The sequence below is a fragment of the Mycobacterium sp. PTI7 genome (assembly GCF_056679845.1).
On record NZ_CM155252.1, the window covers coordinates 1,668,154 to 1,688,998 of the forward strand.

The following is a 20,845-nucleotide window of genomic DNA, read 5'->3' on the forward strand; positions in this document are numbered from 1 at the left end:
CGCGCCGGTAGGATGACTTCCCGCTGCGCCGTTCGACTTTCGGGCGACGCATTCCGTCGCGGCGAGGGTGCCCACCGATCTCCTGGAGGATTGACTGCGTGAGGTACCTGACATGATCTCGTTCGTCATCCCGACGCTCAACGAGTCGAAGACCATCGAGAAGACGCTCCGGTGCCTGGCCGAGTACTCCGGTGAGCACGAGATCCTGGTGTCCGACGGCAACAGCCACGACGGCACCATCGAGCTGTGCCGTGCGTACGCGGACGACGTCATCGTCTACGACCGGCCGGAGCGGCAGACCATCGCGATGGCCCGCAATATGGGAGCCGCCGCGGCCAAGGGGGACTACCTGGTCTTCGTCGACGCGGACGTCGTGATCCCCGACATCGACGACTTCTTCCGCGTGGCGCACGACGAGTTCCGCCGCCGCCCGCGACTGGTCGCGATGACGGTCAGGTACGGCGTGTTCGCCGACGCCGCGACCCGCTTCGACCGCTACGTCTTCCGGATGCTGGGTTATCAATTCCTGTTGCAGAACAACGTGTTCGGCATCGGCGCCTCCGGTGGAGAGTTCCAGATGATCACCGCCGACGCGTTCCGTGCCGTCGGCGGATTCGACGAGCGGCTCGCCGCGGCCGAGGACATGGACCTGTTCCGGCGCCTGTCCAAACGCGGTCAGACGCGATTCGTGGGCTCGCTCAAGGTCTTTCACACCGGTCGCCGTGCGCACGCGGTGGGCTGGCCCCGGCTGCTGTGGAGCTGGTTCACGAACTCGCTGACGGTGTTCCTGTTCCGGAAGTCGACGAGCAAGGAGTGGAAGGAGATCCGCTGATCCTCGGGCGGTCACGAGCCGTCACGAGTCCAGACGGACGAAGCGTCCCTGCCGATACTGTTCGACACACGCCTGCCTGCGGATCTTGCCGCTGGTGGTGATCGGGATCGACCCGCGCGCAACGAGAACCAGGTCGGCGGCGCTGATGCCGTGTGCGGTCGAGATCGCCGCGGTGATGTCGCTCTTCACGCTGGCGAGCCGCTCCCGGGTCTCCTCGGGGGTGGCACGCTCCTTCATCTCCACGATCGCGACCAGCTGCTCGGTCGTGTCGTCGGTGACCGAGATGGCCGCGACGCGGCCACCCGAGACCGCGCCCACGGTGGCCTCGATGTCGTCGGGGTAGTGGTTGCGGCCGCGGACGATCAGCAGGTCCTTGATGCGGCCGATGATGAACAGCTCACCGTCGTCGATGAACCCCAGATCGCCGGTGCGCAACCACTTCTCGTCGGACTCCGGGTCGGCCGCCAGCACGCCGCCGAAGGTGTGCTCGGTCTCCTCGGGCTTGTTCCAGTACCCGGCGCACACGTTCTCGCCGCGCACCCAGATCTCGCCGATGGTGGCGGCGGGCGCCTCGTGGCGACTCTCCGGGTCGACGATGCGGATCTGCGGCGACTGTGGAACGCCGTAGCTGATCAGGCCGGTCCCGGTGGTGCTGCGCTTCGCCATTCCGGCGGTGAGCTTCTCGGTGTCGAACGTGACGACCACCGGGGGCACCGCGGGGTCGTCGGTGGCGACGAACAGGGTGGCCTCGGCCAGCCCGAAGGAGGGTCGGACCACCCGGCCCTGGAAGTTGAACTTCGCGAACCGCGACGTGAACCGCTTGACCGAAACCGGTTGCACGCGTTCGGCTCCGCAGATGATCGCGAGCACGTCGCCGAGGTCGAGTCCCGCGAGGTCCTCGTCGGTGGTGCGGGCCGCCGCCAGGTCGAGCGCGAAGTTGGGACCCGCGGTGAGCGCGCGGCTGCGCTTGGCCAGCTGCTGCACCCAGCGCGCCGGCCGCTGCAGGAAGGCGATGGGGCTCATCAGCACCGACTGCCAGCCGCCCATGATGGGAGCGCAGATTCCGAGGATGAGGCCCATGTCGTGGTAGAAGGGCAGCCAGGACACCGTGGTGGTGCCGACGGGCGCGACCTTGCCGTACTCGCTGAGCAGTGCCGCCACCTGCTGCTCGAAGTTCGCGAACAGATTGCGCTGCGAGACCATGACGCCGGCCGGGATGCGGGTCGAGCCGGACGTGTACTGCAGGTATGCGGTCGCCGGCGGGGTCTCGCGGCGCGACGTGGACCGGCGGCGAACGCTCAGGTCGAGTTCGTCGACCACGATCACCGCGGGCGCGGGCTGGTCGTCCTGCGGCGTGGCGTACGGCGTGACGGCGGCGACGGTGTCCGCGGTGGTGAGCAGCACCGTCGGACGGGCGTCGCGCACGACGGCGGCGACGCGCTCGTCGTGTGCGCCCACCATCGGCGTGGACAGCGGTACGGCGACGACGTTGGCCTCGAACGAGGCGAGGAACCCGAGCACGTAGGACATGCTCTGCGGCGCAAGGATGACGACGCGGTCGCCGATCTGAGCGTGCTCGCGGATCTCGGCGGCGAGCGCGACCACCCGCTGCTGCAGTTGCCCCCACGTCAGCGTCTCCTCGACGCCCTCCCAGTCACGGTCGTAGTCGATGAACGTGAACGCAGGGTCGTTGGGTTGCAGGCTGGCTCGTTCGCGAAGGATCGCGGGAATCGACGAGTCGAGCATGGCGGACCCCCTCTGCTTCGGATGTGGATGGGATGGTTCGAGCTTAAGGAATCAAACCACGCGATGCGCAGCATAGCGAAAACGGCTACTGCACAGTAAGTTAGCCCGTCGCGCCATTGCGAATACGTCTCCGACCGGCGACGATGCCCGTCGGTGGGTCACCGAACACGTTGGTTCAGTACCTTTTTCCTCATTTGCCGCCGTTCGGATACGAAAGATCGGTATGAGGTGCCGAGCAACGAATTCATTCGCCGCGTCGGTGGTGGAGCGGTCAGCGGTCGGCGGTCGAGAACCACTTCGTCTTGACGCGCCAGGAGTGTGCCGAGGTGAGCGCGAACACCGCGCCGCACATGCAGGCGAACAGCCAGACCAGGGTGCCGTTCTCGATCGCCTGCAGCGCGGGCACGAACGACGTCACGATGCGCACGACGCAGGCCAGGATCCCGCAGAACGACGCGAAGAGGTAGATGTTGGCGACGCGCCGCGAGCGGGGGTCCTTGCGCAGGATCATCAGCGCCCGCGACCCGTAGCCGAGCAGGTAGATGAGCGTCCCGCACAGCAGCACCCAGTAGGCGGTCAGCCAGAAGTCCGTCGGGACCTCGAAGAAGTCGGGCCGGTAGATCGCCGCCCCGTTGCCCAGCGTGAAGGTGGCCAGGAGTAGCGGGATGCACAGCGTGGCCGGCCGCTCGACGTACTGCTTGAAGGTGGCGTGCAGCGCGTGGTCGTCCTGGAGGCGTCCGAGTGCGTTGTAGACGATGGCCGACGCCGCGACGATGTAGAGGTCGTGGCCGATGTAGTCCTCGAGGTTCCACTTGCCGGTCAGCGAGTGCAGCCAGTGGCCCAGGGTCTCGGACGCGAGCGGCGACATCAGCAGCACGGTGGCGCCCTGCAGTGCGATGTTGAGCGTGGCGGCGACCTCCCACCGGCACGACCAGGTCAGCCGCCGGATCCACAGACTCCACGCGATGCACAGCATCGTGATGACGATGAGTACTGCCAGGGCCATGACGTGTCGCCTTTGAGCGCGGAATTGATTCAGCAAATACTACTGCTAAAGCGGTGGCGCGTCCTGCCGCGGAGACATTTCGGACAGCTTGGGCCGCCGAATCGTGCGTTGTTCGGTAACTGTCTCGGTCGCGGTGGCCACCGTCACCGGTGCGGACTCGAGGTAGCTCCAGACCTCTTCGCGGCTCATCAGGCCGAACCGGACCTGCAGGTCGGGGTAGCTGAGGGCGAAGCGGTCCGACACCTGGCGCAGCTCCTCGGCGTTGGGGTAGTCGGCTTCCTTGATCCGCCGGTAGTACGTGCTGCTAGAGGTACCCAGCGCGTCGTAGATCGCCTTCGCCTCGACGTCACCGTCGAGCAGGTAGTCGAGCAGGGCCTTGAGCTGCCTGCCGTTCTCGTCTGTGCGTGGCATCGATACACCATAGCTGGACATCCCGCATTTGGGCACTGCGGGCCAAAACCCGGACTGATTGCTCCTTATTGACATGGTCGTCACAGTTCTGAGAGAGGTATCCCATTTCTGGGAATGAGGCTGTACCGTGATCGACATGATCCGCGCAAACATGCAGCTGACCGATTACGACGCCGATGGACGGCCCGTGCGCGACGACCTCGCCGTGCACTCCGCCCCGCTGACCGACGTCGTGACGATGGAGCTCGACGGCGCCGGTTCCGCGCTCGGTCTGACGGCCGAGGAAATTTTGCTCGCGGCGCTCGGCCGGGCGCTGCAGCGCACCGTCGGCGACGGTGCCGTCACCGTCGACGTCGCAGGTCACGGCGCAGCGGTCCACCCGGTCGCGCTGGCCTGCGCCGGACCGGCCGACCTGACCGCCACCGAGATGCTGTCCGGCGTCCACCGTGCCGTGGCCGCGCTGACGCTCTACCAGGTCGTACACGGCGCGCACGGTTCCGCCGACGCGGTCGCCGACGTGCTGTTCGCCCTCGACAAGGGCGACGCCGGCTCCGCCGGTCTCGGTCACGCGCTCGAACTGCACGCCTACCGCCGGGGCGGCGTCATGGTGCTCGACTGGTGGTACGACGCCCGCAGCTTCGAGGCCTACACGGTCGAGGAGATCGCCGAGCAGTTCCCGTACGCGCTGATCGAACTCACCTCGGAGGCCTCGGCACCCATCGTCGCGGGCGCCGAACTCGCCATGGCGTACTGACCGTCCTAGAATCCTGGGTGCGGCGCTGATCCGGCCATCACCGGGGAGCCTTCGGAAGAACGGCACGCGCGAGCGCGCCCAGTAGAACCGAACGGGTGGGCCCGTCACAGCCCCACACCAGAGAGGCGCACCCCGGTGCGCAAGCGGGGTGGTACCGCGGTGTTCGCGCAACTGCGCGACGTCGTCCCCGTGCCGATGACCTGGCACAGGAGACCCGAGACGCCATGAGCGCCTACCCCAAGCCGACGAGCGGCTCGCCGAGCTTTCCCGACCTCGAACTCGAGGTCCTCGACTACTGGGACCGCGACGGCACGTTCCGCGCCAGCATCGACCGGCGCGACGGCGCCAAGGAGTTCGTCTTCTACGACGGACCGCCGTTCGCGAACGGCCTGCCGCACTACGGACACCTCCTGACGGGCTACGTCAAGGACATCGTGCCGCGCTACCAGACCATGCGCGGGCACAAGGTGGAACGCCGCTTCGGGTGGGACACCCACGGGCTGCCCGCCGAACTCGAGGTGCAGCGGCAGCTCGGCATCACCGACAAGAGCCAGATCGACGAGATGGGCATCGAGAAGTTCAACGACGCCTGCCGGGCGTCGGTGCTCCGGTACACCGAGGAGTGGCGCGCCTACGTCACCCGGCAGGCGCGCTGGGTGGACTTCGACGACGACTACAAGACGCTCGACCTCGGGTTCATGGAGTCGGCGATCTGGGCGTTCAAGCAGCTGTGGGACAAGGGCCTGGCCTACCAGGGCAACCGGGTGCTGCCCTACTGCTGGAACGACGAGACCCCGCTGTCCAGCCACGAGCTGCGCATGGACGACGACGTCTACCAGAGCAGGCAGGATCCGGCGCTGACGGTCGGCTTCCGGATCGTCGGCGACGGCACGGCGGCGGCCCACGACCTCGACGGGGCCCACCTGCTGATCTGGACCACCACGCCCTGGACCCTGCCGTCGAACCAGGCGGTCGCCGTCAACCCCGAGATCGACTACGTGGTGGTCGAGGCCGACGGCCGCAGATTCGTGCTGGCGCAGTCGCGGCTGGCGTCCTACGCCCGCGAACTGGGCGACGAGCCGACCGTCCTCGCGACCCATCCCGGCCGGGACCTGGTGGGCCTGCGGTACCTGCCGCCGTTCGCGTACTTCGTCGACTCCGACGAGGCGCGCAACTCCTTCCAGGTGCTGCCCGGCGACTTCGTCACCACCGAGGACGGCACGGGCATCGTGCACATGGCGCCGGCCTACGGCGAGGACGACAAGGCGACCGCCGACCTCGCCGGCATCGTGGCCGTCACCCCGGTCGACGCCAAGGGCCGGTTCGACCGGACGGTCCCGGACTACGCCGGCCTGCAGGTGTTCGAGGCGAACCCCGACATCATCCGTGACCTCAAGAACGGCACCGGCCCCGCCGCGGTCAACGCGCCGGTGCTGCTGCGGCACGAGACCTACGACCACTCCTACCCGCACTGCTGGCGCTGCCGGAACCCGCTGATCTACCGCGCCGTGTCGTCCTGGTTCGTCCAGGTCACCGCGTTCCGCGACCGCATGGTCGAACTGAACCAGCAGATCACCTGGTACCCCGAACACGTCAAGGACGGCCAGTTCGGCAAGTGGCTGTCGAACGCCAGGGACTGGTCGATCTCCCGAAACCGCTACTGGGGCACGCCGATTCCGGTGTGGACGTCGGACGATCCGGAGTACCCCCGCATCGACGTGTACGGCAGCCTCGACGAACTCGAGCGCGACTTCGGGGTGCGGCCGGACAACCTGCACCGGCCCTTCATCGACGAGCTGACCCGGCCCAACCCCGACGACCCGACGGGCCGGTCGACGATGCGCCGCATCGAGGACGTGCTGGACGTGTGGTTCGACTCCGGGTCGATGCCGTACGCCCAGGTGCACTACCCGTTCGAGAACCGGGACTGGTTCGACGGATCGGGGAACGAGAAAGCACATTTCCCAGGGGATTTCATCGTTGAATACATCGGTCAGACGCGCGGTTGGTTCTACACCCTGCACGTTTTGGCCACCGCATTGTTCGACCGGCCCGCGTTCGAGACGTGCGTCGCCCACGGCATCGTGCTGGGCAATGACGGTCAGAAGATGAGCAAGTCGCTGCGCAATTACCCCGACGTCAGCGAGGTGTTCGACCGCGACGGATCCGACGCGATGCGCTGGTTTCTGATGGCGTCGCCGATCCTGCGCGGCGGCAACCTGGTCGTCACCGAGCAGGGCATCCGCGACGGGGTCCGTCAGGTGATGCTCCCCTTCTGGAATGCTTACACGTTCCTGACGCTGTACGCCCCGGAGAAGGGCACCTGGCGGACCAACTCGCCACACGTCCTGGACAGGTACGTGCTGGCTAAACTCGCCGTGCTGCGCGACGACCTCACGGCGTCGCTCGACGTGTGCGACATCTCCGGCGCCTGCGATCAGCTGCGGCAATTCACCGATGCGCTTACAAACTGGTACGTGCGCCGGTCGCGTTCGCGGTTCTGGGAGGAGGACGCCGACGCGATCGACACCCTGCACACCGTCCTGGAGGTGACCGGCAGGCTTGCGGCGCCTTTACTGCCATTGATCGCCGAGGTGATCTGGCGGGGCGTCACGGGCGAAAGGTCGGTACACCTGACCGACTGGCCGGAACCTGGTGTCGTGCCCGCAGACTTGGATCTGGTCGCCGCCATGGACCAGGTACGCGAAGTCTGCTCGGCCGGGTCGTCACTGCGTAAAGCGAAGAAGCTGCGAGTGCGGCTGCCTTTGCCCAAACTGACAGTGGCGCTTGAAAATCCGTCGATGTTGAGACAGTCAGAGCAGGATTGGGACGAGTTCAGACGGTTGATCAAGGATGAGGTCAATGTCAAGGAGGTCGACCTGACCGAAGATGTACGCCGATATGGACGTTTTGAGCACTCCGTGAACGCGAGGATCGCCGGGCCTCGGCTGGGCAAGCAAGTGCAGGAAGTGATTAAAAGGATGAAGGCGGGTGAGGGACAGTTTGACGGGCATAGAGGCACCATGACCGTCGGAACGACTGTGCTGCAGCCCGGTGAATATTTTTCAAAATTGGTTGCCGTTGAGCCGGAGTCCACCGCAGCGCTGCCTTCTGATGCCGGCCTGGTGGTGCTGGACGGGACGGTCACTCCGGAACTCGAGGCCGAGGGCTGGGCGCGTGACATGGTTCGTGAGATTCAAGAGTTCCGTCGGCAAGGCGGTCTAGAGGTGAGCGATCGTATTGACCTAGAGCTAGGGGTTCCGGCGTTGCCGGAGGGCTGGTTCGACGAACTCCGGAACCTAATAGCGCATGAAGTTCTCGCGACCAGCTTCATCATCCTTCTCGACCCGTCGATCGCAGTGCGCCCCCGGGATCGTTCAGAAGCCGATATGCAGGGTGGCGTAGTACGCAACCGGGACGGTCAACTCGACGGAACCGTGGGAGGGGGTTACCGCATCAAACTTCGGAAGCACCAGCCGTGATCGAGTCGGCACCCGTCACTCGACGGCGCCGACCAACCCGAGGTCGTCGAGCGTGCGGCGCACCGAATCCTGGATCGCCGCACGGGTGTTGGGGCCGCCGGGCACCCAGCTCGCGACGGTCACCGAGACGCGGCCGCCGATGCGGGCGCAGCCCAGGAACAGCAGGCCGCCCATCCGGTCGAGCACGTCGGTGGTGACCTTGGGCTCGATCAGCCGGGCCGCGAACCGGTCCGCGTCGGTGCCGTCGGGGCGGTTCACCTCGGCGGAGAACTCGCCGAGGTTCGAGCAGCCGATGGGACTGCCGACCTGCTGCACCATGCCCTCGAGGCGGCGCACGAGCACGGCCGGCGTGAGGGGGACCAGGGCCAGCGGGCCGAGGAGTTCGTTCGGGGCGACGCCGAGCGCGGTCAGGGCCGCCTTGACGTCGCGGCGCAGATCGGTCAGGTCGGTGACCACCTTCTCGGGGTCGACGGTGACCGACGCCTCGGTGAGCGCGTTGGCCCGGGTGTCGTCGGGGCCGCGTTCGCTGACGGGCAGCGACAACCTGACCAGACCGTCGTCGTCGACGCGCCCGAGGAGTCGGCCGAGGCGCGCGCCCACCGCCGCGAACAGCGAATTGCTGGTGCCGTTCAGGCTCTTCGCGCGCTCGTCCCACTGCGCCGCGTCGAAGAAGACCGTCGCGTTGGGCACGACCACCTGCACCGGCGCCCGTCGCGAGCGCTGCTTGGACCCGGACTTGACCGACGTGGCGAGACCGTCGCGCTCCGAACGTGCGACGCGGACGGCCGACGCCACCGCGCGGGCCATCTCGGGCACGTCGCGCAGCGTCTGGCGGCCGTCCTCGAGCATCGAGCGGCCGCGGGGCCGGGAGCCCGGCGGCGGGTAGCCGAGGTCGCGGCGCAGGCCGCGCGCCGCGTCCATGACCGCCAGGTTGATCGCCATCGCATCGCCGATCGAATGCGACACCACGAGGGTCACCGCCGCGCCACCGTCGGTGAGGGGCTGCACGCCCAGATGCCACGACGGCCCGGTCTGCGGGTCGATCGGCAGGCGGACCCGTTCGTCGGCCCACACCCACACGTCCTCGCGGGCGCGGTCGCTGGTGCCGATCTCGAGCGTGTCGGGCCCCGGCGCGGCCACCCACCGGTCCCGTCCGAACGGCAGCGGTGATCGTTCGATGCGGCGGCCGAGCAGGCCGTGCCCGAGGTTGGCGTGGAAGCGGCGCAACCCGTCGACGTCGACCGGCCGGTCGTACACCCAGGTGAACTGGATCAGCGGACCCCGGCCGAGGGCGCGCAACGCGAGGAACGAGCCCTGGTCGATGTATGCGAGCGTGTTGTCCACGCGGACATGCTATGTCGGCGGGTCAGCCCTGGGTGACCCGTGCCGTCGCGCCGTTGATCGTCACGGTGTCGCCGGGGTGGAGCTGGCGGCCGCGCCGCACCTCGACCTCGCCGTTGACGGTGACGAGCCCGTCGGCGATGGCGGCCTTGGCATCCGAACCGCTGTCGAGCAGCGACGCGAGCTTGAGGAACTGTCCGAGGCGGATCGACCCGTCGCCTATCGGGACGTCGTGGTCCATGGACGTCAGGCTAGCCCCCGGACGCCAACTAGCATCGCGATGATGGACGGACGCTGGGTCCTGCACTTCGACATGGACGCGTTCTTCGCGTCCGTCGAGCAGTTGACGCGTCCCACGCTGCGTGGCCGGCCGGTGCTCGTCGGCGGTCTGGGCGGCCGCGGCGTGGTCGCCGGCGCCAGCTACGAGGCGCGCCGCTTCGGGGCGAAGTCCGCGATGCCGATGCACCAGGCCCGTCGGCTCGTCGGCGCGGCGGCGGTGGTCCTGCCGCCGCGCGGCGTGGTCTACGGCGTCGCCAGCAACCGGGTGCTGGACACGGTGCGTGCGATGGTGCCGGTGCTCGAACAACTCTCGTTCGACGAGGCGTTCGGCGAACCCGTCGAATTGGCCGGCGCCTCGGCCGCCGACGTCGAGCGCTTCTGCGAACACCTGCGGGCGCGGGTGCGCTCCGAGACCGGCCTGGTGGCGTCGGTGGGGGCGGGGTCGGGCAAGCAGATCGCCAAGATCGCCTCGGATCTCGCCAAGCCCGACGGCATCCGGGTCGTCGACCGCGACCGGGAGGTGTCCCTGCTGGCCGGCCTCCCGGTACGCCGGTTGTGGGGCATCGGTCCGGTGGCCGAGGAGCGACTGCACCGGCTGGGCATCGACACCATCGGCGCGTTGGCCGCCCTGACGCACGCCGAGGCCGCCGACGTCCTCGGAGCCACGGTCGGGCCCGCGCTGCACCGGTTGGCCCGCGGCATCGACGATCGCCCGGTCGCCGAGCGGGCCAGTTCGAAGCAGATCAGCGCCGAGTCGACGTTCGCCGTCGACCTGACCACCCTGGCCCAGGTCCGCGACGCCGTGGGCCCCATCGGGGAGCACGCCCACGCCCGGCTGGAGAAGGACGGTCGCGGCGCGCGCACCGTCACGGTCAAGATGAAGAAGTCGGACATGGGCACGCTGACCCGGTCGGCCACGCTGCCCTACGCCACCACCGACGCGACCACGCTGATCACCGCCGCCCGCCGACTGCTGCTCGATCCCGTCGAGATCGGTCCGATCCGGCTGCTCGGGGTGGGCTTCTCGGGTCTGTCCGACGTGCAGCAGGAGTCCCTGTTTCCCGACCTGGAGCAGACGCTGGAGACCGCGGCCGGCGTGCCGCCGCCTGCCGAGGTCGATCCGGCGACGCCCGCGGCCGCGGAGTGGCGGATCGGGGACGACGTCACGCACACGTCGTACGGGCACGGCTGGGTGCAGGGCGCGGGACACGGCGTGATGACCATCCGGTTCGAGACCCGGGGTTCCGGTGCCGGGCCCGCGCACACCGTGCCCATCGGGTCGCCCGAGGTGACCCGGGCGAACCCGGTCGACAGTCTGGACTGGCCGGACTACGTCCGCCGGATGACGGGCGACGAGCCCCGGGACCCCTAGTTCGAGCGTCAGGGCCCGGGCTCCGGCCCGCTACCCCCACTCGGCGAAGACGGTCGCGACGTCGGCGCCCGCCGCGATCGTCGCCATCAGCAGCACCCGGGCCTGCGCGGGCCGCAGCGTCGGCGCGGGGACGGCGCCCACGTCGGCCAACGCCCGGCCGGGACCGTACCGCGCCGAGACCCGCCCGCCGGGAACCCGCGTCGACACGACGACGGCGACGCCCGCCTCGTGCGCGCGGCGCACGCCGTCGACGACCGCCGGCCCCGCGTTGCCCGACCCCATGGCCTCCAGCACGATGCCGCGGGCACCGGCGGCGACGTGGGCGTCGATGGCGACGGCGTCACTGCCGGCGTAGGTGGCGACCACGTCGACGCGGGCCGACGGCTTCAGCGCCCGACCGAGCCGCGGTCGTCTGGCCTGCCCGGTGACCGTGACGCCCGCGGCCGTCACCGCCCCGATGACCTCGCCCACGAACCCGGACGAGGTCTTGGTCAACCCGAGCGGCTGCCACACCGTGCCGGCCAGACACACCGCCACGCCCGGGGCCGACGCGCCGGGGTCACCGGCCAGGGCGACCGCGTCGCGCAGGTTGGCCGGGCCGTCGGAGTCGGGCGCGTCGGCGCTGAGCATCGCGCCGGTGAGGACCACCGGGCCCGCCACCGGCCCCGACAGGTCGAGCCACAGCGCCGTCTCCTCCATGGTGTCGGTGCCGTGGGTGATCACGACGCCCGTCGCACCGGCGTCGAACGCCGCCCCGGTCGCGGCGGCGATCCGCGCCCACTCGTCCGGTCCCAGCTCGGAGCTGTCGACCGCCAGCAGGTCGACGACCTCGACGTCGACGCCGGTGTCCAGGGTCCGTACCAGGTCCGCGCCGCCGTGCGTGGGCCGCGCCACCCCGTCGGCATCCGCGCTGGTGGCGATCGTCCCGCCGGTGGTGATCACGACGATCCGGGTCACCAGTCGCCGATCCGCTCGCACGCTTCGCTCATGCGCCGATCATTCCCCACGCAGATGCTGGGATGATGGAGGAGTGACTGACGATTCAACGGGCTCGGTCGAGCCAGTGACCGCGGACGGGGCCATCGCCCCGCGGTCCCCGCGACGCCGCATGCGCCTGCTGCTCTCGGTCGCGGCCGTGGTGCTCGCCCTCGACGTCGTGACCAAGGTGCTGGCCGTGCGGCTGCTGGTGCCGGGGCAGCCGGTGTCGATCATCGGGGACACCGTCACGTGGACGCTGGTGCGCAACTCCGGCGCGGCGTTCTCGATGGCCACCGGATACACCTGGGTGCTGACGCTGGTCGCCGCGGGCGTGGTCGTCGGCATCGTGTGGATGGGCCGCAGGTTGGTCTCGCCGTGGTGGGCGCTGGGGCTGGGGATGATCCTCGGCGGCGCGCTGGGCAACCTCGTCGACCGGTTCTTCCGGTCGCCCGGGCCGCTGCGCGGGCACGTCGTGGACTTCCTGTCGATCGGCTGGTGGCCGGTGTTCAACGTCGCCGACCCGGCCGTGGTGGGCGGGGCGATCCTGCTGGTGGTGCTGTCGCTGTTCGGGTTCGACTTCGACGCCGCCGACCGGCACCGGTCCGGCGACGACGTGGCCCACGACCCGGCCGATGACCCGGGTGACGAGGTCGCCGATGAGCCCGTCACCCCCCGCGCGTCGGACGACGCCGAGAAGTGACCACCCGCTCCATGCCGGTCCCCGAGGGGCTGGCGGGCATGAGGGTCGACGCCGGCCTGGCCCGGATGCTCGGCCTGTCCCGCACCGCCGCCGCCGGGATCGCCGAGGACGGCGGCGTCGCGGTCGACGGACAGCCCGCGGGCAAGTCCGACCGCCTGGTCGCCGGCTCCTGGCTCGAGGTCACCCTGCCGGAACCGGCGGGCCCGCTGGAGAACCCGGCGGTCGACATCGAGGGCATGACCATCCTCTACGCCGACGACGACATCGTGGCCGTGGACAAGCCGGCGGGGGTCGCGGCGCACGCGTCGGTCGGCTGGACCGGCCCGACCGTGCTCGGCGGTCTGGCCGCCGCGGGCTTCCGGATCACCACCTCGGGCGTCCACGAGCGGCAGGGCATCGTGCACCGCCTCGACGTCGGGACGTCGGGCGTCATGGTCGTGGCGCTCTCCGAGCGTGCGTACACGCTGCTCAAGCGCGCGTTCAAGGAGCGCACCGTCGACAAGCGCTATCACGCGCTGGTCCAGGGCCATCCGGACCCGTCGAGCGGCACGATCGACGCGCCGATCGGACGCCACAAGGGCCACGACTGGAAGTTCGCGGTGACCGAGGGCGGCCGCGACAGCGTCACGCACTACGACACCGTCGAGGCGTTCGTCCGCGCCAGCCTGCTGGACGTGCACCTCGAGACCGGCCGCACGCACCAGATCCGGGTGCACTTCTCGGCACTGCACCACCCGTGCTGCGGCGACCTCACCTACGGCGCCGACCCGACGCTCGCCGCCCGACTGGGTCTCGAGCGACAGTGGCTGCACGCCCGGTCGCTGGCGTTCGCCCATCCCTCGGACGGTCGCCGCGTCGAGATCACCAGCCCGTATCCCGCCGACCTCCAGCACGCCCTGGACACCCTGCGCCACGAGTCGTGACCTCTCAGCTCGAACGGGCGCGACACCGCTCCGGGGTGTTCTTCGGGGTCGGCGCCTTCACGTGGTGGGGGCTGTGTCCGGGGTTCTTCCCGCTGCTGCTGCCCTCCGGTTCGCTGGAGGTGCTCGCCCACCGGATCGTGTGGAGCGCAGTGTGTCTGGTGCTGGTGCTGCTCGTCGCACGCCGGATCGGCGACCTGCGCAGGCTGAGCGTCCGGACGTGGCTGCAGCTCGCCGCGGCGTCGGCGCTGGTCTCCTGCAACTGGGGCATCTACATCTTCGCGGCCACCCACGGACACGTCGTCGACGCCGCGCTCGGCTACTTCATCAACCCGCTGGTGACCGTCGCGCTCGGCGTGCTGGTGCTGCGCGAGCGGATCAGCCGCTGGCAACTGGTCGCTCTGGCGATCGCCGTCGTCGCCGTCGTGGTGCTGACGACCGGGGTCGGGTCGCCCCCGTACATCGCGGTCGGCCTGGCGGTGTCGTTCGCGCTGTACGGACTGGTGAAGAAGGTCGTCGACGCCGACCCTCGGGTCAGCGTCGCGGTCGAGACTTTGCTGGCGTTGCCGATTGCCGGCGGCTACCTGGTGGCGCTCGAGGTGCTGGGGAACGGGCACTTCGTCGGCTACGGCACCGGCCACACCGTGCTGCTGGTGCTCGCGGGTCCGGTGACGGCGATCCCGCTGCTGCTGTTCGCGGCGGCCTCGCAGCGACTGCCGCTCATCACCGTGGGTCTGCTGTTCTACCTGAACCCGGCGCTGCAGATGGCGTGGGGCGTGCTGGTGGGCCACGAGCCGATGCCGACGGCGCGCTGGATCGGCTTCGGCCTGATCTGGGTGGCCCTGCTGGTGATGACGCTGGGTGCGTTGCGCGGCAAGTCCGCGTCCGCTCCCGCTGCCGACGCCTAGCAGGCATTCGCGCACGTAAGCACATCGGGGTGCTGCAGTTGACGGTCGGGTAGCTATGTCATACGGTTTGCTCGGCGCGTACCCGAACCCCCGCCGGTGAGGTCGAGACCCATGTCGCAAACCGATGAACGCCCGCGCACGGCGAGGCGGCGCGGTCGGCCGGTCGGGTCGGATTCGGTGGTCACGCGCGGCCGCATCCTGGATGCCGCACGGCGGGTGATCAACCAGCGCGGCTACCCGGCGGCCACCTTCCAGGCGATCGCCGTCGAGGCCGACCTGAGCCGCCCCACGCTGCACTACTACTTCTCCTCACGGGAGGAGATCTACGACGCGCTCGTCGCGGAGGCCGGCGGCCTGGTCGCCGAGAGCATTGCCAACGCCCCGAGGTGCGACACGCTGGCGGAGTCGCTGGCCGCGTTGGTGACCGCCATCCACGACACCGAGTTCCACGACGCGTCACAGGTCGCGTTCCTGATCAGCGCGCGGCTCGAGGCGAGCCGCAACCCGTCGCTCGGCTTCGAGCGCGGCGGCGCCCTGCGCGCCCACCTGGTGACCCTCGTCACCGAGGCCGTGGATCGCGGCGAGTTGGTGGCCGACACGCGGATCGGCCCGATCGCCGACATGCTGCACTCGGTGCTGTGGGGTGTCGGGATGTGCGCCGGATTCCTCGACGAGCGGACCGACATGACCAGGGTGACCAGGCAACTCGGCGCGCTGTTCGCACACGGACTGGTCACCGGACCGGCCGCGGACGCGACTTCCGGGGACACGTACCGCGACACGCCGAGCGCCGTCGGAGGTCGGCCATAGACTGACGACCCTATGAGCGGATCCTTCGTGCACCTGCACAACCACACCGAATACTCCATGCTCGACGGTGCGGCGAAGGTCAAGCACATGTTCGCCGAGGCCAAGCGCCTCGACATGCCGGCACTCGGCATGACCGACCACGGCAACATGTTCGGGGCCAGCGAGTTCTACAACGCCGCAAGAGATGTGGACGTCAAGCCCATCATCGGCGTCGAGGCCTACATCGCCCCCGCGTCGCGGTTCGAGACCAAGCGCGTGCAATGGGGCGATCCCAGCCAGAAGAGCGACGACGTCTCCGGCAGCGGCGCCTACACGCACATGACGATGGTCGCCGAGAACGCGACCGGCCTGCGCAACCTGTTCAAGCTGTCGTCGCTCGCCTCGTTCGAGGGCCAGCTCGGCAAGTGGTCGCGCATGGACGCCGAGATCATCGCCGAGAACGCCGCGGGCATCATCGCCACCACTGGCTGCCCGTCGGGCGAGGTGCAGACCCGGCTGCGGCTGGGCCAGAAGCGCGAGGCGCTCGAGGCCGCCGCCAAGTGGCGCGACATCTTCGGCGCCGAGAACTTCTTCCTCGAGCTGATGGACCACGGCATCGAGATCGAGCGCCGCGTCCGGGAGGGGCTGCTCGAGATCGGACGCGAACTCGGCATCCCGCCGCTGGCGACCAACGACTGCCACTACGTCACCAAGGAAGCCTCGCGCAACCACGAGGCGCTGCTCTGCGTGCAGACCGGCAAGACCCTGTCCGACCCCGCCCGGTTCAAGTTCGACGGCGACGGTTACTACATCAAGCCGGCGTCGGAGATGCGCGCCCTGTGGGATGCCGAGGTGCCGGGCGCCTGCGACTCGACGCTGCTCATCGCCGAGCGCGTGCAGTCCTACGACGACGTGTGGGCGCCCAAGGACCGGATGCCCGTCTTCCCGGTGCCCGAGGGTCACGACCAGGGCACCTGGCTGCGGCACGAGGTCGCCGAGGGCCTCCAGCGGCGGTTCCCGGGCGGCGTGCCCGAGGAGTACACCGTCCGGGCCGACTACGAGATCAACGTCATCTGCGACAAGGGTTTCCCGGCGTACTTCCTCATCGTCGCCGACCTGATCAACTACGCCCGCTCGGTCGACATCCGGGTGGGTCCCGGCCGCGGGTCGGCCGCCGGATCGCTGGTGGCCTACTCGATGGGCATCACCAACATCGACCCGATCCCGCACGGCCTGCTGTTCGAGCGGTTCCTCAACCCGGAACGCCCGTCCGCGCCCGACATCGACATCGACTTCGACGATCGTCGCCGCGGCGAGATGCTGCGCTACGCCGCCAACAAGTGGGGCAGTGACCGCGTCGCGCAGGTCATCACGTTCGGCACCATCAAGACCAAGGCCGCGCTGAAGGACTCCGCCCGCGTCAACTACGGGCAGCCCGGCTTCGCCATCGCCGACCGCATCACCAAGGCCCTGCCGCCGCCGATCATGGCGAAGGACATCCCGCTGTCGGGCATCACCGACCCCACCCACGAGCGGTACAAGGAGGCCGCGGAGGTCCGCAGCCTCATCGACACCGACTCCGACGTCCGCACCATCTACGAGACCGCGCGTGGTCTCGAGGGTCTGGTCCGCAACGCCGGCGTGCACGCGTGTGCGGTCATCATGAGTTCCGAGCCGCTGATCGAGGCGATCCCGCTGTGGCGGCGCGCGCAGGACGGCGCGGTCATCACCGGCTGGGACTACCCGTCGTGCGAGGCCATCGGCCTGCTGAAGATGGACTTCCTCGGGCTGCGGAACCTGACGATCATCGGTGACTGCATCGAGAACATCAAGGCCAACCGCGGCATCGACCTCGACCTCGAGACGCTGTCGCTCGACGATCCCGCGGCCTACGAATTGCTGTCCCGCGGTGACACTCTGGGCGTGTTCCAGCTCGACGGCGGCCCGATGCGCGACCTGCTGCGCCGCATGCAGCCCACCGAGTTCAACGACATCGTGGCCGTGCTCGCGCTGTACCGGCCCGGCCCGATGGGCATGAACGCCCACAACGACTACGCCGACCGCAAGAACGACCGGCAGGCGATCAAGCCGATCCACCCCGAACTCGAGGAACCGCTCAAGGAGATCCTCTCCGAGACGTACGGCCTGATCGTCTACCAAGAGCAGATCATGCTGATCGCCCAGAAGGTCGCCTCCTACTCGATGGGCAAGGCCGACGCGCTGCGCAAGGCGATGGGCAAGAAGAAGCTCGAGGTACTCGAGGCCGAGTACCAGGGCTTCAAGGAGGGCATGACCGCCAACGGCTTCTCCGAGAAGGCCGTGAAGGCGCTGTGGGACACCATCCTTCCGTTCGCCGGCTACGCGTTCAACAAGTCGCACGCGGCGGGCTACGGCCTGGTGTCGTACTGGACCGCCTACCTCAAGGCCAACTTCCCGGCCGAGTACATGGCCGGCCTGCTGACCTCCGTGGGCGACGACAAGGACAAGGCGGCGGTCTACCTCGCCGACTGCCGCAGGCTCGGCATCACGGTGCTGCCTCCCGACGTCAACGAGTCGGTGCTCAACTTCGCCTCCGTCGGCACCGACATCCGGTTCGGGCTGGGTGCGGTGCGCAACGTGGGCACCAACGTCGTCGCCTCGCTGATCGACACGCGCGCCGAGAAGGGCAAGTACACCGACTTCTCCGACTACCTGAACAAGATCCACGTCACCGCCTGCAACAAGAAGGTGACGGAGTCGCTGATCAAGGCCGGTGCCTTCGACTCGCTGGGGCACTCCCGCAAGGGCCTGTTCCTCATCCACACCGACGCGGTCGACTCGGTGCTCGGCACCAAGAAGGCCGAGGCGATGGGTCAGTTCGACCTGTTCGGCGGTGCGGACGGGTCGGCGTCGGACGCGATGGACAGCGTGTTCACGATCAAGGTGCCCGACGACGAGTGGGAGGACAAGCACAAACTCGCCCTCGAGCGGGAGATGTTGGGCCTCTACGTCTCCGGCCACCCGCTCAACGGCGTCGCGCACCTGCTGGCCACCCAGGTCGACACGCAGATCCCGGCGATCCTCGACGGCGACGTCGCCGCCGACACGCAGGTCCGCGTCGGCGGCATCCTGGCGTCGGTCAACCGACGGGTCAACAAGAACGGTCTGCCCTGGGCGTCGGCGCAGCTCGAGGATCTGACCGGTGGCATCGAGGTGATGTTCTTCCCGCAGACGTACGCGACGTTCGGCGCCGACATCGCCGACGACGCGGTGGTCGTGATCGGCGCCAAGGTGAACGCCCGAGACGACCGGCTGTCGCTGATCGTCAACGACCTGGTGGTGCCGGACTTCTCGAGTGCGCAGGCCAACCGACCGCTGGCCGTGAGCCTGCCCACGCGGCAGTGCACCGTGGAGAAGGTGACCGCCCTCAAGCAGGTGCTTGCGAACCATCCGGGAACGTCACAGGTGCACCTGCGGCTGATCAGCGGGGAACGCATCACCACGCTGGAACTCGATCAGGGGCTGCGCGTCACGCCGTCGTCGGCGCTCATGGGCGACCTGAAGGCGCTGCTCGGCCCGGGGTGCCTCGGCAGCTGACCCCTCGGCGGGTTCGCCGTCGTCCGAGGTGAACGCCCTACGGGCACAGCCGTTCTGCGGCGGCGGGCGCCGGCTGTTACGGTGCTCTGACCGCCGGCTCGAGGGAACATCGCCATGAACGTCGCGGTCGACAGCGATCGCCGCACCACGTCCACGACAGTGGGTGGGCGCTGGGACGCCCTGCTGATCGGAGTCCTCGCCTTCGCGGTGAGCGTGGTGGGTGCGCCCAATCCGTCGCTGTGGTTCGACGAGTCGGCCACGGTGTCCGCCGCGACGCGGACGCTGCCGGAGATGGCGGACCTGCTCCGCCACGTCGACGCCGTCCACGGTCTCTACTACCTCGTCATGCACGCCTGGTTCGCCGTCTTCCCCGCGACCGAGGGATGGGCGCGCGTCCCGAGCGCGCTGTTCGTCGGCGTCGCCGCAGCCGGCGTGGTCGTGCTGGGCAGGCAACTGTCCACCCGCTCGGTCGCGGTGGCCGCGGGAGTGGTGTTCGCGGTGCTGCCGCGCACGACGTGGGCGGGCGTGGAGGCACGGTCCTACGCCCTGTCGATGGTCGACGCCACGTGGCTGACGGTGCTATGTGTGGTCGCCTGTCGGCGCAACCGCGGGTGGCTCTGGGTGGTGTACGCGGTGGGCGTCGCGTTGGCGGCCGTCGGCAACGTCTTCGTCCTGTTGGTCGTCGGGGCGCACGCGGTGCTGGTCTGGGGGAGTGGGCCCGAGCGTGGCCGGGTGATCCGGGCCTGGCTGACCGCCGTGGTGGCCGCGACGGCCGCGGTGGCGCCGTACCTGCTCGTCATCAAGTCCCAGCAGGGTCAGGTCAGCTGGATCTGGCCGATCAATCCGGGCACGCTCGGACAGATCCTCGGCGACCAGTACTTCCCCGCGGTCTACTCGGACAGCGCCCGGGCCACCGGACTCGACGCGCAGCAGACCGTGAGCCCCGAGCAGGTCTCGGCCGCCCTGCACGCCTGGGCGCTCGTCGCGCCGTTCATCGTCGCGGTCCTGGTGCTGGCCGTCGTCGCCGTCCGGAGGCGGGCGCGCGGCGGACCGGTCGCGGGTTCGGCGCTGCTCCTGCGGCTCGCAGGTGCCTGGATCGCGGTGCCCACCCTGGTGGTGGTGGCCTACTCGCTCGTCGGCAATCCGATGTACCAGCCGCACTATCTCGCGTTCACGGTGCCCGGGCTGGCGCTGGTGCTCGGCACGTGCGTCGCCGTCGTCGGCCGGGACCCGCGGTGGATCGCCCTGATCCTCGTCGTACTGGCGGTGGCCGCGACGCCCAACTACGTCGCACAGCGCGGCCCGTACGCCAAGATGGCGCAGGACTCCAGCCGGGTGGCCGACCTCGTCGCCGCCCGGGCAGCGGACGCCGACTGCCTCAACGTGGACGTCACGGCCCCGCCCGACGTCGTCGAGGCGCTCACCGCGGGCAGGCGGTCGGCGTACGCCAAGCTGCGCGACGACGGCCTGATCGCGACCGGGGTCGAGCGCGGCGCGCTGTTCGAGTCGCGGCGCCCGATCACCGAGTGGGCCGGCGCCCTGCGCGGTTGTCCCGCGGTGTGGACGATCACCGAGCGCGACCGCACCCGGCCCGCGCACGAACGGGCCGACGCGCTGGATCCCGGCCCGCGGCTGGGGTCCGTGGCGGCCTACCGGGTGCCCGCGGCGATGGGCTTCCGCGCGGTGGAGCGCTGGCAGTTCAACATGACCCAGGTCTTGCGGTCGGTCCCACCGTCGACGTGAGATGGACC

General features: G+C 69.4%; 16 protein-coding genes. 10 read left to right on the plus strand and 6 right to left on the minus strand.

The window, feature by feature from the left end; translation table 11 throughout:
- Positions 1-112 precede the first annotated feature (112 nt).
- On the plus strand, positions 113-832 hold the full coding sequence (locus AC1MEY_RS08105) for a glycosyltransferase (RefSeq protein ID WP_480230160.1): 720 nt from the start codon (positions 113-115) through the stop codon (positions 830-832).
- A gap of 21 nt (positions 833-853) precedes the next feature.
- Here the strand turns inward: AC1MEY_RS08105 and AC1MEY_RS08110 are convergent, their stop codons facing one another.
- The 3 genes from AC1MEY_RS08110 to AC1MEY_RS08120 form a co-directional block, all read right to left on the minus strand.
- Positions 854-2,578: an AMP-binding protein gene (locus tag AC1MEY_RS08110; RefSeq protein WP_480230161.1), complete on the minus strand. Its 1,725-nt coding sequence runs from the start codon at positions 2,576-2,578 to the stop codon at positions 854-856.
- A 271-nt stretch (positions 2,579-2,849) separates the two neighbouring features.
- Complete coding sequence (locus tag AC1MEY_RS08115; protein ID WP_480230162.1) at positions 2,850-3,584, minus strand: hypothetical protein; 735 nt, start codon at positions 3,582-3,584, stop codon at positions 2,850-2,852.
- A gap of 45 nt (positions 3,585-3,629) precedes the next feature.
- On the minus strand, positions 3,630-3,995 hold the full coding sequence (locus tag AC1MEY_RS08120) for an XRE family transcriptional regulator (RefSeq protein ID WP_480230163.1): 366 nt from the start codon (positions 3,993-3,995) through the stop codon (positions 3,630-3,632).
- A gap of 136 nt (positions 3,996-4,131) precedes the next feature.
- On the opposite strand from AC1MEY_RS08120, the gene AC1MEY_RS08125 reads away from it, so the two are divergent.
- The gene (locus tag AC1MEY_RS08125) at positions 4,132-4,749 is read left to right on the plus strand and encodes a condensation domain-containing protein (protein ID WP_480230164.1); all 618 of its coding nucleotides are present in this window, start codon (positions 4,132-4,134) and stop codon (positions 4,747-4,749) included.
- A gap of 224 nt (positions 4,750-4,973) precedes the next feature.
- Positions 4,974-8,231, plus strand: coding sequence for an isoleucine--tRNA ligase (gene ileS / locus AC1MEY_RS08130; RefSeq protein WP_480230165.1), 3,258 nt, complete (start codon positions 4,974-4,976; stop codon positions 8,229-8,231).
- Between the two features lie 15 nt (positions 8,232-8,246).
- Here ileS and AC1MEY_RS08135 read toward each other — a convergent pair whose 3' ends face one another.
- Together AC1MEY_RS08135 and AC1MEY_RS08140 are read right to left on the minus strand one after the other, a co-directional pair.
- Positions 8,247-9,575 carry a hypothetical protein gene (locus AC1MEY_RS08135; protein ID WP_480230166.1) on the minus strand — a complete coding sequence of 443 codons (1,329 nt, stop codon included), beginning with the start codon at positions 9,573-9,575 and terminating at the stop codon, positions 8,247-8,249.
- Positions 9,576-9,597: 22 nt separating this feature from the next.
- On the minus strand, positions 9,598-9,813 hold the full coding sequence (locus AC1MEY_RS08140) for an RNA-binding S4 domain-containing protein (protein ID WP_480230167.1): 216 nt from the start codon (positions 9,811-9,813) through the stop codon (positions 9,598-9,600).
- 42 nt (positions 9,814-9,855) lie between these two features.
- On the opposite strand from AC1MEY_RS08140, the gene AC1MEY_RS08145 reads away from it, so the two are divergent.
- Entirely contained in the window at positions 9,856-11,223 is a 1,368-nt protein-coding gene (locus AC1MEY_RS08145; RefSeq protein ID WP_480230168.1) for a DNA polymerase IV, read from the plus strand.
- Between the two features lie 30 nt (positions 11,224-11,253).
- Here the strand turns inward: AC1MEY_RS08145 and AC1MEY_RS08150 are convergent, their stop codons facing one another.
- The gene (locus AC1MEY_RS08150) at positions 11,254-12,180 is read right to left on the minus strand and encodes an asparaginase (RefSeq protein ID WP_480230169.1); all 927 of its coding nucleotides are present in this window, start codon (positions 12,178-12,180) and stop codon (positions 11,254-11,256) included.
- 73 nt (positions 12,181-12,253) lie between these two features.
- Here AC1MEY_RS08150 and lspA point away from each other — a divergent pair, with 73 nt between their 5' ends.
- From lspA to AC1MEY_RS08180, 6 genes are all read left to right on the plus strand, one after another.
- Positions 12,254-12,901, plus strand: a complete 648-nt coding sequence (lspA, locus tag AC1MEY_RS08155; RefSeq protein WP_480230170.1) for a signal peptidase II — start codon at positions 12,254-12,256, stop codon at positions 12,899-12,901.
- Entirely contained in the window at positions 12,898-13,824 is a 927-nt protein-coding gene (locus tag AC1MEY_RS08160) for an RluA family pseudouridine synthase (RefSeq protein WP_480230171.1), read from the plus strand. Before lspA ends, AC1MEY_RS08160 begins: the two co-directional genes overlap by 4 nt.
- Positions 13,821-14,729 (plus strand): EamA family transporter RarD, encoded by a 909-nt coding sequence (rarD, locus tag AC1MEY_RS08165; RefSeq protein ID WP_480230172.1) that lies wholly within the window; start codon positions 13,821-13,823, stop codon positions 14,727-14,729. The genes AC1MEY_RS08160 and rarD overlap by 4 nt, the downstream gene beginning before the upstream one ends.
- Positions 14,730-14,840: 111 nt before the next feature.
- Positions 14,841-15,539, plus strand: a complete 699-nt coding sequence (locus AC1MEY_RS08170) for a TetR/AcrR family transcriptional regulator (RefSeq protein WP_480230173.1) — start codon at positions 14,841-14,843, stop codon at positions 15,537-15,539.
- A 12-nt stretch (positions 15,540-15,551) separates the two neighbouring features.
- Positions 15,552-19,094, plus strand: a complete 3,543-nt coding sequence (gene dnaE / locus AC1MEY_RS08175) for a DNA polymerase III subunit alpha (protein WP_480230174.1) — start codon at positions 15,552-15,554, stop codon at positions 19,092-19,094.
- A 114-nt stretch (positions 19,095-19,208) separates the two neighbouring features.
- A complete protein-coding gene (locus AC1MEY_RS08180) occupies positions 19,209-20,837 on the plus strand; it encodes a glycosyltransferase family 39 protein (RefSeq protein ID WP_480230175.1) in 1,629 nt (542 codons plus the stop codon).
- The last annotated feature ends 8 nt before the right edge of the window (positions 20,838-20,845 follow it).

Bases quoted from the DNA above. Each gene is read 5' to 3' on its own strand.
- AC1MEY_RS08180 (WP_480230175.1), top strand. From the start codon at position 19,209: ATGAACGTCGCGGTCGACAGCGATCGCCGCACCACGTCCACGACAGTG.
- AC1MEY_RS08105 (WP_480230160.1), top strand. From the start codon at position 113: ATGATCTCGTTCGTCATCCCGACGCTCAACGAGTCGAAGACCATCGAG.
- AC1MEY_RS08115 (WP_480230162.1), bottom strand. From the start codon at position 3,584: ATGGCCCTGGCAGTACTCATCGTCATCACGATGCTGTGCATCGCGTGG.
- AC1MEY_RS08170 (WP_480230173.1), top strand. From the start codon at position 14,841: ATGTCGCAAACCGATGAACGCCCGCGCACGGCGAGGCGGCGCGGTCGG.
- dnaE (WP_480230174.1), top strand. From the start codon at position 15,552: ATGAGCGGATCCTTCGTGCACCTGCACAACCACACCGAATACTCCATG.
- ileS (WP_480230165.1), top strand. From the start codon at position 4,974: ATGAGCGCCTACCCCAAGCCGACGAGCGGCTCGCCGAGCTTTCCCGAC.
- AC1MEY_RS08120 (WP_480230163.1), bottom strand. From the start codon at position 3,995: ATGCCACGCACAGACGAGAACGGCAGGCAGCTCAAGGCCCTGCTCGAC.
- AC1MEY_RS08125 (WP_480230164.1), top strand. From the start codon at position 4,132: ATGATCCGCGCAAACATGCAGCTGACCGATTACGACGCCGATGGACGG.
- AC1MEY_RS08140 (WP_480230167.1), bottom strand. From the start codon at position 9,813: ATGGACCACGACGTCCCGATAGGCGACGGGTCGATCCGCCTCGGACAG.
- AC1MEY_RS08110 (WP_480230161.1), bottom strand. From the start codon at position 2,578: ATGCTCGACTCGTCGATTCCCGCGATCCTTCGCGAACGAGCCAGCCTG.
- AC1MEY_RS08145 (WP_480230168.1), top strand. From the start codon at position 9,856: ATGGACGGACGCTGGGTCCTGCACTTCGACATGGACGCGTTCTTCGCG.